This window comes from Elizabethkingia occulta (assembly GCF_002023715.1).
Classification (GTDB): domain Bacteria; phylum Bacteroidota; class Bacteroidia; order Flavobacteriales; family Weeksellaceae; genus Elizabethkingia; species Elizabethkingia occulta.
Genome location: NZ_MAHX01000021.1, coordinates 14526 through 32362 on the forward strand (window position 1 = coordinate 14526; position 17837 = coordinate 32362).

Here is a 17837-nt window from a genome sequence, read left to right on the forward strand (position 1 = left end):
TGAAGAAGTATGTTTAAGAAATTCATTCGCAGACCCGTTCTGTCTATTGTAATCTCATTGATTATTGTATTTTTAGGAATACTGTCACTTGTGAAACTTCCGGTGACACAGTTCCCATCTATTTCTCCGCCCAAAGTAAATATTACTGCGGAATATCCGGGAGCAAACAACGAACTATTAATTAAATCTGTAATTATTCCGTTAGAAAGAGGTCTAAACGGAGTTCCGGGGATGAAGTATATGTCATCCAATGCCGGTAACGATGGTGAAGCTGCTATTCAGATCGTATTTGATTTGGGTACAGATCCCAATGTTGCGGCTGTAAATGTACAGAACCGTGTATCTTCCGTGGTGAACAAACTTCCGCCATTAGTAGTGCGTGAAGGGGTAAAGATTACCCGCGAGGAGCCTAACATGTTGATGTATATTAACCTGTACAGCGATGACCCGAAAGCAGATCAGAAATTCCTTTTCAACTACGCAGATATCAATGTAATGTCTGAACTAAGAAGGATTGGCGGAGTAGGATTTGCAGATATCTTGGGAACCCGTGAATACGCCATGCGTATTTGGTTAAAGCCAGATAGACTAACAGCTTACAATATTTCTGCCGACGAAGTAATGGAATCGTTAAATGAGCAGAGTTTGGAAGCTTCCCCAGGTAAAACAGGGGAGAGTTCCGGAAAACGCGCACAGTCATTTGAGTATGTACTGAAGTATCCGGGACGTTTTAACAACGAAAAAGATTATGGGAATATCATATTAAAAGCGAAACCAAACGGAGAATCTGTAAGATTAAAAGATGTTGCAGATATCGAGTTCGGAAGCTCCATGTATGATATTTATTCCACACTAAACGGGAAACCATCTGCCGCAATTACTGTTAAGCAGTCTTACGGTTCCAATGCAAGTGATGTTATTAAGAATGTAAAAGCCTTAATGGCAGATCTTGAGAAAAATACCTTCCCTAAGGGAATGCATTATGAGATCAGTTACGATGTTTCCAGATTTCTGGATGCTTCTATGGAAAAAGTTATACATACTTTATTTGAAGCATTTATACTGGTGGCTATTGTTGTATTCCTTTTCCTTGGAGACTGGCGTTCAACACTGATTCCGGCACTGGCCGTTCCGGTTTCGCTTATCGGAACATTTGCCGTAATGTCGGCCTTTGGTATTACACTAAATATGATTTCGCTTTTTGCTCTTGTAATGGCAATCGGGGTAGTAGTCGATGATGCTATTGTAGTTATAGAAGCCGTTCATGCCAAGATGGAAGAGAAGAACCTCTCCCCATTAAAAGCAACTGAAGAAGCGATGCACGAAATAAGTGGAGCTATTATAGCTATTACACTTGTTATGGCCTCGGTGTTTATTCCGATTGCATTTATGTCTGGACCTGTAGGTGTATTCTACCGTCAGTTCTCTATTACTATGGCATCTTCTATCATCCTTTCAGGGATTGTTGCTTTAACGCTTACTCCGGCATTATGTGCACTTATTCTGAAAAATAACCACGGAAAAGTAAAGAAGAAAACTCCTGTTACAATCTTTCTGGAAAAATTCAACAATATATTTACAAGGGGAGCAGGTAAATATGAAAAGACGCTTAATAAGACGGTTACTAAAAAAATGATTACCCTGCCGCTTTTATTGGCTTTCTGTGCATGTACTTATTTCTTAAGTAACTCACTTCCGTCTGGTTTCATTCCGAGCGAAGACCAGGGGATGATTTATGCTATTATACAAACACCACCGGGATCTACATTGGAGAGAACCAATCAGGTGGCAAGACAGCTTCTGAAAGAGTCGGAAGATATTGATGGTGTACAGTCTGTTTCTTCGCTTGCAGGTTATGAGATTTTGACAGAAGGAACGGGATCCAATTCAGGAACCTGTCTTATCAACCTGAAAAGTTGGGATGAACGTACAGAATCTGCCGCTGAGATTATTGAAAAGCTTGAAGAAAAGGCTAAAAATATTCCGGGTGCCAATATTGAGTTCTTCCAGCCACCTTCGGTGCCGGGATATGGTGCTGCCGGAGGTTTCGAACTTCGTTTACTGGATAAAGCAGGAAGTGGTGACTATCATAAAATGGAGCAGATAAGTAATGACTTTGTAAAGGAGTTGAAAAAACGTCCGGAACTGGGCTCCGCATTTACATTTTATTCAGCAAGTTTCCCGCAGTATATGTTAAGGGTAGATAATGATCTCGCTGAACAAAAAGGGGTAACCATTGAAAAAGCGATGGATAATCTGTCTACCTTAATTGGTTCTAATTACGAAACCAGCTTTATACGTTTCGACAGGCCTTATAAAGTAATTGTTCAGGCTGGACCGCAATATCGTGCATTGCCAAGTGATCTTTTAAAGTTATATGTGAAAAACGATAAAGATCAGATGGTTCCTTATTCAGATTTTATGAAACTGGAAAAGGTGTATGGGCTTTCTGAGATGACAAGACATAATATGTACAACTCAGCACAGGTCAGCGGAACACCGGCACCTGGATACAGTAGCGGACAGGCTATTAAAGCCATACAGGAAGTTGCTGATAAAACATTGCCAAGAGGTTTTGGTATCGACTGGGCAGGTATTTCCAAGGATGAGGTAAGCAGAGGAAATGAAGCTGTATTTGTATTCCTGGTATGTCTGGGCTTTGTATATCTTATCCTTTCTGCACAATATGAAAGCTTTATTCTTCCTTTACCGGTTATTCTTTCACTGCCTGTAGGTATTTTCGGAGCTTTTCTGTGTCTGAAACTTATGGGACTAGAGAACAATATATATGCGCAGGTAGCCATGGTAATGCTTATTGGTCTTTTAGGGAAGAATGCCGTACTGATTGTAGAATTTGCTGTACAAAAAAGAGCAGAGGAAGGGATTCCTGTGGCACAGGCGGCAATTCAGGGAGCAGCTATCCGTTTCCGTCCGATTCTGATGACTTCATTTGCATTTATTGCCGGATTAATTCCGTTGGTAATAGCAACAGGCCCAGGAGCGGTAGGAAACCGTACTATTGGTACAGCAGCAGCCGGAGGGATGTTAATAGGAACAATCTTCGGATTGATGATTATTCCTGGGTTGTACTATATCTTCGCTACGATTGCAGATAAATCGAAACTGGCAAAATATGAAGAAGAAAATCCATTAACCGAACAAACAGAACCTTATCAACACGATGGAAAATTTGAAGACTAAAAGTATTATTAGTGCCATTGCTGTATCGTTGGTTTTAGCAAGCTGTAAAGCACCAATGGTAACAGTAGTAAAAGATGAGGTAAAAAATAACCTACCTCAGAATTTCAATCAACAAGAAACAGAAGACTCTGGTAACAATAGCGGTACGACTCCATGGAGACAGTTTTTTACTGATCCTAATCTGGTGAACCTTATTGAGACCGCGTTAAAGAATAATCAGGATTTATTAATTACATTTCAGCAGATAGAAATTGCTAAAAGTGGTGTATTGGCTAAGAAAGGAATGCTAAACCCGACAGTTTCTGCGGGTGTAAATGCAGGACTGAAAAAAGCAGGACGTTATACGAGTGAAGGTGCAGGTGATGCTACAACAGAGATAGAACCGGGAAGAAAAATGCCGGATCCACTGGGGAGTTTTGCAGGTGGCATTACGGCAAGTTGGGAGGTTGATATCTGGAAGAAGCTGAGAACAGAAAAGGAATCTGCAATTGCACATTATCTTTCTACAGTGGAAGGGAAGAACTTTGTTCTTTCCAGCCTTATAGAAGAAGTAGCAGACAGCTATTACGAATTACTGGCGCTGGACAATCAATTAGATATTACCAGAGAATATATTAAGCTTCAGGAGCGGGCTCTGGAGATTTCAAAAATTCAGAAACAGGCATCCGCAACAACCGAACTGGCTGTAAAGAAGTTTGAAGCTGAGCTAGCAAAATCCAGAGCTTCGGAGTATACGATCCGTCAGGATATAACAGAGAAAGAAAATGAGATAAATGCACTTTTAGGAAGGTATCCGCAAACTATTGTGAGAACGAAAGAGAGCTTTATGTCAACTATTCCTCAGACTGTATATACCGGAATTCCTTCACAACTACTGGCAAACCGTCCGGACATTAAGCAGGCTGAATTAGAATTAAAGGCTGCAAAGCTAGATGTGCAGGCTGCCAGAAAAGAGTTTTATCCTTCACTGAATATTTCTGCAGCATTAGGTTTGGAAGCTTTTAAACCATCTTATTTAGTGAAAATGCCAGAGTCTATTGCCTATAATTTGGTAGGAGAACTGGTAGGACCGCTTATCAATAAAAGTGCTATTAAGGCAAATTTCCAGGCAGCAGACGCAAGACAAATTCAGGCATTGTACGAATATGATAAAACTATTCTAAATGCTTATTTGGACGTTGCTAATCTAATGTCTAAGGTTAAGAATATTGATGAGTTTTATAAGCTTAAATCTCAGGAAAATCATGCATTAGAAGAAGCTACGGGGATTGCAAATCAGTTATTTAAAAACTCACATGCAGATTATCTGGAGGTTTTACTCAACCAGAGAGATGCATTGGATGCCAAGCTGGAACTAATCGATGCAAAACAACAGCAATTAAGTACAGTTGTAGATATCTACAAAAGCTTGGGAGGAGGTTGGAAATAAATTAAAAAAAGAATCATAATTATTTATTTAGCCCTTATAGGTTTTAAAACCTATAAGGGCTATTATTTTATAGCTTATTTCTTTTTGAAATGAACTACCTGCATACTACAAACATGCTTTATCAAAATGTTATTGTAGGACATATATTTTCTCTCCTGCCTTTAATAGGTGAATTATCTGTATGTATTACTTATGTAGCCTGTGGTTAGCTAAGGATGATGGGTGTTTTTATTTAGTTTTGGACTAAGAATTTGACAAAAATTTATAAAACACAAATTGATGAATTTACAAAAGCAAACTATAGGGCTATTTTTGTTAGTAGCATCTTTGATAATTGTATCTTGTCGTAGCAATGATACAGGATCTGATCTTAATAAAGAGACAGTTAGTGTAAAAGTGAATATATCCGGTTCACAATATACAGATACAAGTATTAGGGAAGCTGAAGCCAGTACAGCAAATAATAGCATTCCCCGAAATACAATGCAGGTTCAGAGGAAAGAAATTGCTATTAATGATGATTTAACAATGGTTGCAGAGTTACAACCAATAGCAACTACATTAAACAAAGCTTTTCAGGCTGGTTTTATAAAAGATATAACTGCAGGTGCTTCTGACAGGAAGAATCTAGGTACAGGAATACGTTATAAATTAGTAGTATATAATGCTAATGGTAGTTATGTGGATGAAAGAAACTATATTCGAGGACAAGAAACTTCTACTCAGGATCTTAAGCTGAATGGTGGAAATAATTATACTTTTGTTGCTTATTCTGTTAATAGTAAAACTGAATTGCCTGAAGTTACTTATTCTGATATAGCAAACAGGACGTTAGCAACTGCTGCTTTGGTTGGTATAAAAGGTAATCTGGATTTGATGTATACAAGGAAGGATACTTTGATTTCAGGAAACGGAACTACTTACTTGGGGTTGGTTCTAAAGCATAAATTCAGTCAGATTATTCCTCAAATTGATGCTACAACAGCGGGGTACAATATAAAGGAGATTTCAGCTAATATTGACTCTCATTATCCTGCTGCAGATATGGAACTATCCGGGGGAGCAATTACAAAACGTTCAGGTACAACAGGAAATGTTAATATCAATTTTACAGGGACGGGTACAATGGTAGTAAACGGAGATCCTGTACTTATTAATGGAAATACTAAAAAAGCCTCCCTGAATATTTCCAGAATCACAATTAACAATGTTACCAAAACTAATTTTACTCCATTTAATGATTTGAATATTATTCCCGGTATCCAATATCGCCTGAATATAAAAATTAATCCGAAAGATGTCTATCTTACTTATATGGAGCAGCCGGCAGCAAGAATCAACGGTAAGATATGGATGCGACATAATTCAGGAGAGGATATAAAAGGAACAAATCCAGATCAAAATCCTTCTGTTCGTGAATTACATGGCTTTTATTACCAATGGGGACGTGCTTATTTGGTAGCAACCCAATATATGTATGATGGTCCTCTTGCAAACTGGAATAGCAGTAAGGCACCGAGTGGATCATGGGTTGATGGTACTAAAAAGAATGATCCGTGTCCAAATGGTTACAGAGTACCTACCCGCACAGAATTTGATGATCTGCTTGGTAATACGGATCAAAGCAATATAGGGACATGGAAGGATGATGTTAATAATTTCTCAGCGGCTAAGGTATTTAGAAGTAAAAGAAATGCTAACGTTCAGTTAACTTTTCCAATTGCCGGATATCGAAAAAATGATACACAGGGAGCAACTGTCTCCCGTGGTTGGGAAGGTGTTTATCAGACAACATCCGAATTAGGAGAATTCGTATATGATTTTAGAATTTATAATGATGGTTCCTCCAGAATATTTGGAGCTAATAATAGCTGGTCCGATGGTAAATCAATAAGGTGTATAGCGCAGTAGAATTATAAACAAAACTGGACGCCTTTATATAAAGGCGTCCAGTTTTGTTTACCATAGGATGATATTATTCAAAAATCCTTTGGTCATCACTAATAAGGCCGTCTATACCCATTTTTTGCAGTTCCTGTAATCTTTCTTTTGAATTTACAGTCCAGGGAATTACTTTCATTCCTAAAGCATGACATTCCTTTACAAGCTCTGGAGTTACAAGACTCTGATCCGGGCTATAAATAGTAGGAGTAAAACTTAGAAACTTCATATCTCCTTTTACACCATTCAGGTGGTTGGGATATTGCTTGAACTTTTCTACAGGAATATTCTGAAAGTTAGTTCTCTGCTGAGCAATTTTTTTATCATCTACTTTCTCTACAAGCAGAGCTGTCATTATTTTGGGATATTTCTTATGAATAATCTCTAAAGTTCTGGGATCGAAAGACTGAATGATAACCCTGTCCTGAATACCTTTTTCCAGAATAATTTTCATCATAAGATCTGTAAATTCTTTTGGCTCGGGATGAAATATATTATCGGAGAACGGGCGTGTTTTGGTTTCTATATTATAAAAGGGAAGTGGCCTTTTTAATTCACGGGCATAGCTTTCGCAAGAATCTATTACTGCCGAAAATAAAGGTTTCTGTACTTTCATTTTCTTCTGATCCGGATAGCGTTCCAGTTTTTTCATTCCTACATCATAAGTCTGTATCTTTGTATAAGGCATATCATATATTTTATAATAAAAACCGGAGTCTCTTGGGATATATCGGCCGTCAGGTTTTGTAACCAGTTCCGGAGATAGGAAAGAGTCATGAGAGAGGATAACCTTTCTGTCTTTAGTAATCGCTAAATCCATTTCCAGCGTTGTTATCCCCATTTTTAGGGCATTTTTCATGGCAGGTATCGTATTTTCAGGATATAACGATTTTCCGCCTCTGTGAGCCTGTTTATCAAAAGATTGCGCATAATTTAGCTGTGCAGCCATGCATAGGATTCCCGCAAAAAAAAAGCTTTTCATAAATTAAAATTAAATTTTTCGAAATTATGAAATCATTGACTATTACCTGATTACGGGTGTGTTAAGTTTTCAATATATTTATATGAAATGCTTTTCATGGTAAAAAAGGGAAGAAAAAAAATGAAAAAACGTATCTTTGCGTTTTGAAACTTATGGAAAAAATAAAGGTTCACGACAAAACATTCGTACCCTATCTGAAGGACGAAGAATTACAAGAAATTGTTAAAGATGTAGCTCTTAAAATTTACGAAGATTATAAAGACGAAATACCAGTCTTTGTTGGAGTACTTAATGGAGTATTCATGTTTTTCTCTGATTTAATGAAACATTATCCGGGAAATTGTGAGATTGCATTTCTTCAGGTAAGCTCTTATGCCGGGACACAGTCTACAGGTATTGTATATAAGAAAATGGATCTGACAAAAGATATTAAGGATCGTCATATTATTCTTGTTGAAGATATTGTAGATACAGGAAATACTATTGAAGCCCTGTTCGAGTACTTTAAAAATACACAAAGACCAAAATCTGTAAAACTGGCAAGCCTTCTTTTAAAGCCAGAAGTTTATACCAAACAATTTAAAATTGATTACATCGGGAAAGAGATTCCAAACAAGTTTGTATTAGGTTACGGACTGGATTACGATGAACTTGGAAGAAACCTGAAGGATCTTTACCATTTGGAGGATGGGAAAATTAATGATAAGTAATAAAGAATCTAAATAAAAAAGTAAAATGATTAATCTTGTATTATTTGGCCCTCCAGGGAGTGGAAAAGGTACACAAGCTCAGAACTTAATAAAAAAATACAACCTGAAACAGGTTTCCACAGGAGATTTATTCCGTTTCAATATGAAAAACGACACGGAACTTGGAAAACTGGCAAAGTCATATATTGACAAAGGCGAATTAGTGCCGGATCAGGTGACCATTGATATGCTTATAGACGAGCTAAAGAAGCCTACAGATGCTGCAGGATTTATCTTCGATGGTTTTCCAAGAACTGCTGCACAGACTGAGGCTCTGGAACAAATTGTAGAAGAAGAATTAAATCACCCTATCGACATTTGTCTTTCTTTAATAGTAGATGATGAGATTCTGGTAGAAAGATTACTAAAGAGAGGTGAAACAAGCGGAAGAACGGATGATAGCAATGAGGATATTATTCGCAACCGTATCAAAGAATATTATACCAAAACTGCTGAAGTTGCAGAATTGTATAAAAAGCAAGGTAAATATATCGAGGTAAATGGTGTAGGAGAAATTGAAGAAATTTCGAATAAGCTTTTTGCTGAGGTAGATAAAATAAAATAGCTATCAGTTGCAGGTTTACGGTTGATTTTATCAACTGTAAACTAATAACTGTAAACCAAGAACTAAATATATGTCCAATTTTGTAGATTACGTAAAAATTCATTGTCAATCAGGTCACGGAGGTGCAGGTTCTGCCCATCTTCGTAGAGAAAAATATATCCCGAAAGGAGGTCCTGATGGGGGAGACGGAGGACGTGGAGGACACGTAATTATGAAAGGAAATGCCAATGAATGGACATTATTACCCCTCCGTTATACACGACATGTAAAAGCACAGCGTGGTGAAAACGGTGGGAAAAGTCAGCTTACAGGTGCCGATGGAGAGGATATTTATATTGAAGTTCCTATTGGTACAATTGCAAAGAATGAAGAAGGCGAGGTGATTGGCGAAATCCTTGAAGACGGACAGGAAATTGTTCTGATGAAGGGTGGAAAAGGTGGATTAGGAAACGAGCATTTCAAATCTGCAACCAACCAAACACCAAGATATGCACAACCAGGACTTCCGGGAGAGGAAGGCTTTATCGTATTTGAACTAAAAGTATTGGCAGACGTAGGATTAGTAGGCTTTCCAAATGCCGGGAAATCTACTCTTTTATCTTCTGTATCTGCGGCAAAACCAAAGATTGCAAACTACGCCTTTACTACATTGACGCCCAATTTGGGGATTGTTAATTACCGAAATTATAAATCTTTTGTAATGGCAGATATCCCCGGTATTATAGAGGGAGCTGCAGAAGGAAAAGGTTTAGGACATCGTTTTTTAAGACACATAGAGAGAAACTCTATTCTTTTATTCCTTATCCCTGCTGATTCAGAAGATCATTTTCAGGAATTTAAGATCCTTGAAAATGAATTGAAAGAATACAATCCGGAGCTTTTGGATAAAGATTTCTTAATCTCTATTTCCAAATCAGACTTATTGGATGAAGAACTAAAAACAGAAATTGCAGCCGAATTTCCAGAAAATCGTCAACCATTATTCTTTTCAGGAGTTACCGGAGAAGGATTAATGGAACTGAAGGATGCCATTTGGAAAATGCTGCACGGATAATCGTTGTCTATTTCCGTTTACATTAAAGATTTAAAATTATATATTTGACTTTCGACGATTTAAAATTAATAGAACCTATTTCCAAAGCATTGCAGGAAGAAGGTTACAAGACTCCGACCTCTATTCAGGAGCAGGCAATACCGAAAATTCTTGCCGGGAAAGATCTATTAGGATGTGCACAAACAGGTACCGGAAAAACGGCCGCTTTTGCTATTCCTATCTTACAGCTTCTTACAGAAAGAAGCGACAATAAACACCGTAAAGGTGTTATAAAAGCATTGATATTAACGCCTACAAGAGAGTTGGCAATACAGATAGAAGAAAACTTCGAAGCCTACGGAAGACACTTGCCATTGAAAACAATGGTAATCTTCGGTGGAGTAAAACAAGGCGCTCAGGAAGAAAAGCTAAAAAGAGGAGTAGATATACTTGTAGCAACTCCGGGGCGTTTGTTAGACTTTATAAGCCAGGGAATTATTACGCTGAAGAATCTGGATATTTTTGTTCTGGATGAAGCGGACAGAATGCTCGATATGGGATTTGTTCACGATGTAAAACGTATCTTAAAGCATTTGCCGGAGAAAAGACAAAATCTTTTCCTTTCAGCAACAATGCCTAAAGAAATACAAAAACTAGCTTCCGATATACTGGTGAATCCTGCAAAAGTAGAAGTAGCACCTGTTTCTTCTACAGCAGATACTATTGACCAATCCGTTTTTTTTGTAGATAAAGACGATAAGATTAATCTTCTTATTCATCTTCTGCAGGATCAAAGTTTATCGCCTGTTATTGTCTTCTCCCGTACAAAGCACGGAGCCGATAAAATCGCGAAGAAACTTAATCAATCTAAAATTTCTGCTGAAGCCATCCACGGTAACAAATCTCAGAATGCAAGACAAAATGCACTGAATAATTTCAAGAGCGGAAAAACCAGAATTCTGGTAGCTACTGATATTGCAGCAAGAGGAATTGATATTGATAACCTGAAATATGTTGTAAACTTCGAACTTTCGGATGTAGCGGAAACTTATGTTCACCGTATCGGCAGAACAGGTAGAGCAGGAGCTTCCGGAACATCATTCTCATTTGTTGACGGATTAGATTTAGTGAATCTGAGAAATACAGAAAAGCTGATCGGAAAGAAAATTTTTGTAAACAAAGAACATCCTTTCCATACCGATAATCTGGTAGAACAAAAAAGAGACTCCAATAATAAGCCGGTTTCTGCAAGACCTTCAAATGCTGGAAATAACAATAACAGCAGTAAAAGAAATGTAAAGACTTCTAAGAAGCCTTTCTTTAGAGGGAAAAAGAAATAGTTTTGCATAGTAAAACTTTAGTGAAATAAAAATGGCCGGAAATCTTTTCCGGCCATTTTATTATTTCATATCAAAACTTATTTCATCCCGAAAATGGCCAATGCATTCTGATTGGTTATAGCCTCAATCTCCTTATAATCCTTCTTATAAAGATCTACAAGTTTTCCAAGAACCAAAGCTGTATATGCACTTTCATTTCTCTTGCCACGATGGGGAACAGGTGCCAGATATGGAGAGTCGGTTTCCAGAACAATTTTGTCCAGTGGAATTTCATTTAAGAACTGATCTATTTTTCCGTTTTTAAAAGTAACAACACCACCTATTCCTAATACAAATCCTAAGTCTATAGCATGTTGCGCCTGATCCAGATTTCCGGAAAAACAATGGAATATACCTCTTAATTTCGGATGCTTCTTTCTTTCTAAAACTTCAAAAGTTTCGTTGAAGCTTTCTCTTGTATGGATTACGATTGGTAAATCCATTTCAATAGCCCAATCAATTTGCTGCTCAAATGCTTTTACCTGAATATCCAATGTAGATTTGTCCCAATAAAGATCTATTCCAATTTCTCCTATAGCGCAGAAAGGTCTTTTATCCAGATATTCTTTTACCAGATCAAGCTCTTTCTCCCAGGTTTCAGGTTGTACACTGCAAGGATGTAGCCCCATCATTGCAAAAATTTCATCTGGATATTGGGCTTCCAGTTCCAGCATTTTTTCATGAGTTTCTGAATCTATTGCAGGAAGATAAAACTTTTCAACACCAGCTTCTTTAGCCCGTTTAATAGCCTCATCTCTGTCTTCATCAAATTGTTCGGAGTATAGGTGGGTGTGAGTATCAATCATTTTATTGTTATAAATTGTTTGTTGTAAAAGGTTTTTTTTGTGTCTGAATATTCAGTGTAGAATCTTAAATTCTTACATCACGGAAAATATTGTGATGTACTTTCTGCTGTTGCTGGGCAATCCGTTCCTTCAGTTTTTCCTTAAAAATAATATATTCTTCAGAATTATGCTGAATAGGGCGGTGTAGAAGCGCCTGATTTATTTTCAGATTCTCTTTCATAAAGTCAAGAGTTTCCGGTGTAATATAGGCTTTCGAAAACTTTTCCCAGATATATTGTATAGCCTGATTATTTGGGTGAATCAAGTCTTCCTTATAAAATCTGTAATCTCTGAGGTCATCCATCAGAATTTCATAAATTGGCAAATATTCGCAATATTCAGTTACTTCTACCAATTCATGAACGGCATTAATCAGTAAAGATTTGCTTCGCTGATTTTCTACAATACCATCTTTAATATGTCTTACAGGGCTAATGGTAAATAGTACCTGTAATTTTTCAGAAGAAATATCCTTCAGCATATTTACCGTTTCCGCAATAGCATCAGTAATTTCCAAATGAGACAAAAGTCTTTTTGTAAAATGTTTCTGAGATATTTTATGGCAATTGGCTACAATTCTGTTTTGCTCTGTGAATTCATATACCCAGGATGTTCCATAGGTAATGATAATCCATTTGGCTTCTCTTAAGAATTCAACCGATTCATTTAATGATTGGTTAATTCTGTCAAGACTTTTATGAAGATACTGATCATCAAAACTTGTATGATGATCCAGACTGATGTATTTTCCCTGATGATAGATGAAATCCTCTTCGGTATATTCCCGGCCTTCATATATCCTTTTTAAAGCATTATTTACGGCTACGGGATGAAATATTGTTCCGAAAGGATTATTGACGGTTTGTAACTGTCCGGAAGCAAAAATGGAAGCCATTTCTGTAGCGAAACAACTTCCAATGCTGAAAATACGATCTTCAGCCTGAATTTTCTGCTTGCTTTCGGCAAGTTGTATTTCAGTTCTGAAAAGCATTTATATTATGAATCTCTTTTTAACAGATAATTTGCAAGTTCTATAAATGGTTGCTTCTTATCGTTTGGAAGATTAATTTTATTTAAATAATGCTGACCTTTTTCGTTATGTCTTTGGATCAGACGCTGTACTTTCTCATCAACTTTAGTTCTGCGGAATATTTTTTCTACACCGTAAACTTTGTCAATATTATCAGTTTTTTTAGAATACCAGAAGTTTAGCTCTCTACGTTCCTCCTCATTCGCAAATTTTAGGGCGATAAGGTACAGGATCGTTTTTTTATTTTCGAAAATATCTCCGGCATGTTTTTTACCAAACTGTTCCTGCTTTCCGAATACATCCAGATAATCATCCATAATCTGGAATGCAATACCAATATGCAACCCAAAGTTGTAAAGGTATTCGGCTTGCTCATCGCTCGCCCCACCAATAAGCGCTCCTATTTTCAGAGATGCAGCACTTAGTACCCCTGTTTTATTGGAGATCATCAGCATATAGTCACGGTAGGTAACATTCGGCATATTCTCAAAGTTAATGTCTAACTGCTGACCTTCGCATAGTACAGCTCCAGTTTCAGAGAATATTTTCACACATTTTTTGAATAATTCCGGCTCAAGATCTTCGAAGAACTGATAGGCTTTAATCATTAAAGCATCACCTGACAGAATTCCGGTATTAATACCATGCAATGTATGGATTGTAGGCTTATTACGACGTAATGGAGCTTCATCCATAATATCATCATGAATCAGTGTGAAATTATGGAAGAATTCAATTGCCAGTGCCGGCTTTATTGCTGTCTCCATATCACCGCCAAACAGATCACATGCCATCATTACCATCATCGGACGCAATCTCTTCCCCCCGTGTGAGATAATATAGTTAATAGGATCATATAGCTCAGACGGCTTCTGCGTAAATTTGTATTTCTCTATTCCTTCGGAAACAAGGTCCTGATATTGATCAAAAAACTTCATACTACAAAAATAATATTTTTACTTTCATTTCAGACTTTATAGGCATAAAAAAACTACCCGGAGAGGGTAGTTTTATTTCTTTATTGTTTTGTTCTAGAATAATATTACAATAAGATAAGCAATAGCTGCTACAATAGCACTAATTGGAATTGTAAGTATCCATGCCCAAAGCAGGCTTACTGTAATCCCCCAGCGGACTGCAGAAACACGCTTTGTAAGTCCTACACCAATGATAGAACCAGTAATCGTGTGTGTTGTAGAAACCGGAATAGCTAAATATTCAGTGATGAATAATGTTAAAGCTCCTGCTGTTTCAGCACTTACACCTTCTAATGGAGTTACTTTTGTAATTTTAGTTCCCATGGTCTTGATAATCTTCCATCCGCCACTCATTGTTCCCAATGCAATAGCAAGGAAAGATACTAATGGTACCCAAAGGTAATGCTGTGCAAAGTAGTTGAATCTATCAGCTGAAGGCATTGCAGCATATCCGTCCTGTAAAATGTTTACATGATAAAAGATTACTGCAGCTCCGATAATACCCATTACTTTTTGTGCATCATTCAGACCGTGTGTCAAACTAAACAGAGCTGAAGAAGCTAACTGTAGTTTTTTGAACGCCTGATCTGCCTTATGAGGATTACTTCTTTTATAAAGATGTACAATAATCAGGGTAATGATAATTGAGATAACCATCCCGATAAAAGGTGCCAGGAAAATAAATAAGAAAATAGGGATTACTACATTGAATTTAACAACCCCCTGAGTCGTCAGTTGCTTGAATGCTAAAGAGAACGTATCAAAAAAGCCAAGCCCAGGTTGTGCTGCAGCTATTTGATTGTAATCTGTAACGAAAGCGTGCATAAGAGCAGCGCCTAAGAAACCTCCGATAAGAGTATGTGATGAAGAGGAAGGAATTCCAAACCACCATGTAAGCAGGTTCCATGCTATAGCAGCAATAAGTCCTGAGAAAATTACTTCAAGAGTAATGAAATTTTCGTTAACCGTTTTAGCAATGGTGTTTCCGATTTTAAATTCTCCTATTACATATGCTGCAAGGAAGAAAGCGGCAAAATTCCATAATGCTGCCCACAGTACAGCCTGAAAGGGTGTAAGTACTTTTGTCGATACGATTGTGGCAATAGAATTGGCTGCATCATGGAAACCATTGATATAATCAAAGATTAGTGCTAAAGCAATAATAACTATTAGTAAAATAGGAAAATCCATTCTGTGTGTTATATATTAGTTTAGGCGTATTTAATCATGATGTTTTCAATAGTATTGGCTACATCTTCAGCCTTATCTGTAACGATTTCAAGATAATTTAATACAGATGAAACTTTAATAACGTTTATAGCATCATTGGTTTCAAACAATTCTACCATTGAGTTGGATAATAAATCATCCGCAATGTTTTCAATAGAGTTTACTTTAATACATGCTTCTTTTACCTGCTCCATGTTTTTGAAACCTTTCAGGTTCTTCATAGCATTCTGTATTTCAATACAAGCCTTATGGATTAATAAAGAGAAGTCTGTGTATGATTTTTGTTGTGGAGATTTGTATAAATAGATATACTTTGCTGAAGCATAAATATAATCGGCAATATCATCAAGACCTGTAGCCAGTTCATGGATGTCTTCACGGTCAAAAGGTGTGATAAAGTTTTTTCCTAGTTCCACAAAAATCTCGTGAGTAAGATCATCATTTTTGTGTTCATAGTCGCTCATTTTTTTAAGCATTGAATCGTCGTTCAGATCAAAATCCTTTAAACCGTTGTTAAACTCATTTGACATCTCGACAAGATTGTCTGTTACTTTCTCAAAAAGGACAAAGAAAATCTTATCCTTTGGTTGAAATGCGTGGAAAATATTACCAATTCCCATTATGATATAATCTTTAAAAGTTTGTGCAAATATCGGGAAAACGAATTTGTGTTTTCAGGGGTAAATATTAATTTTTGTTAACATAAAAAACACTGCCGGTTGGCAGTGTTTTAAATATTTAGAATAAAGTAAGTTAGCTTAGTTAGCAACCTCCAAACGCATCTCTCTGCCTTTGAATTTTTTGTTGTTAATGTTACCCATTACTTCATTTTTGAAGCTTTTTTCTACTTCGAAGAAAGTGAATTTCTCTAAGATCTCAATATCTCCGATGTCAGCCTTTTTACCTGATTTTTTAGTAGACTGGTTAATGATATCCAATACATCTACTTTTTTCAGTTCATCTCTCTTTCCTAGGTTAAAGAAGAAACGCACCATGTTTTCGCTTTTCTTTCTGGATTTACGATCTCCACGGTCTCTGCTGTTTCTGTCTCCTCTGTCCCTGTCTCGGCTACGCTCACGTCTGCTTCCTCTTTCAGAATCATCTCTACCGTTAAACTTCTGCTCAGCAATATCATTACGGTTTTCGTAGTATAATGCCATGTCACGAAGTTGGAACTGTAATAGCTGACCAACAAGTTCTTCTTTAGTGAAGTTAGAAAGATCAGGAATTAAAGAAGCATCAAATTCAAAATAATTTTCGTGTTCAGAGAATAATTTTTCAAAAACACCTTCTACCTGAGCTTTGATAATTTCTTGTCCTGTAGGAATTATTTTCTCAGTAATTTCAATTTTACTCTGGCTCTTAATCTGCTTCAGCTTGCGGCTTTCTTCAGGTTTGATTAGGGCAATTGAAATACCATCTTTTCCAGCTCTACCAGTTCTACCACTTCTGTGTACGAATACTTCAGGGTCATCTGGTAAAGAGAAATGGATAACGTGAGTTAAAGAATCTACATCTAGTCCTCTTGCAGCAACATCGGTAGCAACTAAGATGTCAATATTCTTTAAACGGAACTTCTTCATTACAGTATCACGCTGTGCCTGAGAAAGATCTCCGTGAAGTGCATCTGCTGCATAACCATTTTGCATTAGGAAATCAGCAACTTCCTGAGTTTCCATACGGGTACGGCAGAAGATAATAGAATATTGATTCGGGTTATTGTCAATAAGCCTTTTCAAAGCTTCTTTTTTCTGACGATATCCTACTACGTAATATTCATGCTTAATGTTCTTCTTAACCTCGTTAATAGAACCTACAGAAATTCTGTGCGGTTTAGTCAAATAATTCTTAGAAATACGTTCTACTTCCTTGCTCATTGTAGCTGAGAAAAGGAAAGTCTGTTTGGTTTCCGGCGTTTCGCTGATGATTGTTTCCAAATCATCTTTGAAGCCCATTGAAAGCATTTCATCTGCTTCATCTAATACCAACCAGTGAATATTGGAAAAATCCAAAGATTTACGATTTATCAAATCGATAACACGTCCCGGTGTACCTACAATAATTTGTGGTTTCTCACGAAGAGATCTGATTTGATCATTAATGCTGCTACCACCATATACAGCAACAGTCTTAATGTTAGGAAGGTATTTTGAGTAGTTTTTTATGTCTTTTGTAATCTGAAGACATAATTCGCGCGTTGGACACAACACCAAAAATTGGATTTTGCGGCTTGTGTCATCTACCATATCCAAAATTGGAAGGGAAAAAGCTGCAGTTTTTCCGGTACCCGTCTGCGCCAGAGCGATAAGGTCTCTGATGTCCGATGATATAAAGGGTATTGTTTGTTTCTGGATTTCAGTAGGGCTCTCGTAGCCTAGTTCACCAATAGCCTTCAGAATTTCAGGACTTAAATTGGTTTCAGTAAATAAATTCATTAATATCTTAAATATTTTGCAAAGATACGATTTTTAACTTA

General features: G+C 37.0%; 14 protein-coding genes. 7 read left to right on the forward strand and 7 right to left on the reverse strand.

Annotated features, from left to right (window positions below):
• Nucleotides 1-9: 9 nt before the first annotated feature.
• The 3 genes from BAZ10_RS17120 (at nucleotide 10) to BAZ10_RS17130 (ending at nucleotide 6541) form a co-directional block, all read left to right on the forward strand.
• Nucleotides 10-3201: an efflux RND transporter permease subunit gene (locus BAZ10_RS17120; RefSeq protein ID WP_078773071.1), complete on the forward strand. Its 3192-nt coding sequence runs from the start codon at nucleotides 10-12 to the stop codon at nucleotides 3199-3201.
• Nucleotides 3182-4630 (forward strand): TolC family protein, encoded by a 1449-nt coding sequence (locus tag BAZ10_RS17125; protein WP_165690104.1) that lies wholly within the window; start codon nucleotides 3182-3184, stop codon nucleotides 4628-4630. Before BAZ10_RS17120 ends, BAZ10_RS17125 begins: the two co-directional genes overlap by 20 nt.
• A gap of 279 nt (nucleotides 4631-4909) precedes the next feature.
• Entirely contained in the window at nucleotides 4910-6541 is a 1632-nt protein-coding gene (locus BAZ10_RS17130; RefSeq protein ID WP_078773073.1) for an FISUMP domain-containing protein, read from the forward strand.
• A gap of 64 nt (nucleotides 6542-6605) precedes the next feature.
• Here BAZ10_RS17130 and BAZ10_RS17135 read toward each other — a convergent pair whose 3' ends face one another.
• Entirely contained in the window at nucleotides 6606-7553 is a 948-nt protein-coding gene (locus BAZ10_RS17135) for a glycerophosphodiester phosphodiesterase family protein (protein ID WP_078773074.1), read from the reverse strand.
• Between the two features lie 152 nt (nucleotides 7554-7705).
• On the opposite strand from BAZ10_RS17135, the gene hpt reads away from it, so the two are divergent.
• The 4 genes from hpt (at nucleotide 7706) to BAZ10_RS17155 (ending at nucleotide 11240) form a co-directional block, all read left to right on the forward strand.
• Entirely contained in the window at nucleotides 7706-8263 is a 558-nt protein-coding gene (hpt, locus tag BAZ10_RS17140; protein WP_078773075.1) for a hypoxanthine phosphoribosyltransferase, read from the forward strand.
• Between the two features lie 25 nt (nucleotides 8264-8288).
• Nucleotides 8289-8867: an adenylate kinase gene (locus BAZ10_RS17145; RefSeq protein ID WP_009085069.1), complete on the forward strand. Its 579-nt coding sequence runs from the start codon at nucleotides 8289-8291 to the stop codon at nucleotides 8865-8867.
• Between the two features lie 70 nt (nucleotides 8868-8937).
• The gene (gene obgE / locus BAZ10_RS17150; RefSeq protein ID WP_045180224.1) at nucleotides 8938-9921 is read left to right on the forward strand and encodes a GTPase ObgE; all 984 of its coding nucleotides are present in this window, start codon (nucleotides 8938-8940) and stop codon (nucleotides 9919-9921) included.
• 44 nt (nucleotides 9922-9965) lie between these two features.
• Nucleotides 9966-11240, forward strand: coding sequence for a DEAD/DEAH box helicase (locus BAZ10_RS17155; RefSeq protein ID WP_078773076.1), 1275 nt, complete (start codon nucleotides 9966-9968; stop codon nucleotides 11238-11240).
• 77 nt (nucleotides 11241-11317) lie between these two features.
• Here the strand turns inward: BAZ10_RS17155 and BAZ10_RS17160 are convergent, their stop codons facing one another.
• The 6 genes from BAZ10_RS17160 to BAZ10_RS17185 all read right to left on the reverse strand — a co-directional run bounded on the left by BAZ10_RS17160 (nucleotide 11318) and on the right by BAZ10_RS17185 (nucleotide 17796).
• Complete coding sequence (locus BAZ10_RS17160; protein ID WP_078773077.1) at nucleotides 11318-12085, reverse strand: TatD family hydrolase; 768 nt, start codon at nucleotides 12083-12085, stop codon at nucleotides 11318-11320.
• 64 nt (nucleotides 12086-12149) lie between these two features.
• A complete protein-coding gene (locus BAZ10_RS17165) occupies nucleotides 12150-13115 on the reverse strand; it encodes a GSCFA domain-containing protein (RefSeq protein WP_078773078.1) in 966 nt (321 codons plus the stop codon).
• A gap of 5 nt (nucleotides 13116-13120) precedes the next feature.
• Nucleotides 13121-14092: a polyprenyl synthetase family protein gene (locus BAZ10_RS17170; protein WP_078773079.1), complete on the reverse strand. Its 972-nt coding sequence runs from the start codon at nucleotides 14090-14092 to the stop codon at nucleotides 13121-13123.
• A gap of 93 nt (nucleotides 14093-14185) precedes the next feature.
• On the reverse strand, nucleotides 14186-15322 hold the full coding sequence (locus BAZ10_RS17175; RefSeq protein WP_059155430.1) for an inorganic phosphate transporter: 1137 nt from the start codon (nucleotides 15320-15322) through the stop codon (nucleotides 14186-14188).
• 20 nt (nucleotides 15323-15342) lie between these two features.
• A complete protein-coding gene (locus tag BAZ10_RS17180) occupies nucleotides 15343-15981 on the reverse strand; it encodes a DUF47 domain-containing protein (protein WP_009085057.1) in 639 nt (212 codons plus the stop codon).
• A 138-nt stretch (nucleotides 15982-16119) separates the two neighbouring features.
• On the reverse strand, nucleotides 16120-17796 hold the full coding sequence (locus BAZ10_RS17185) for a DEAD/DEAH box helicase (protein ID WP_078773080.1): 1677 nt from the start codon (nucleotides 17794-17796) through the stop codon (nucleotides 16120-16122).
• Nucleotides 17797-17837: the final 41 nt, after the last annotated feature.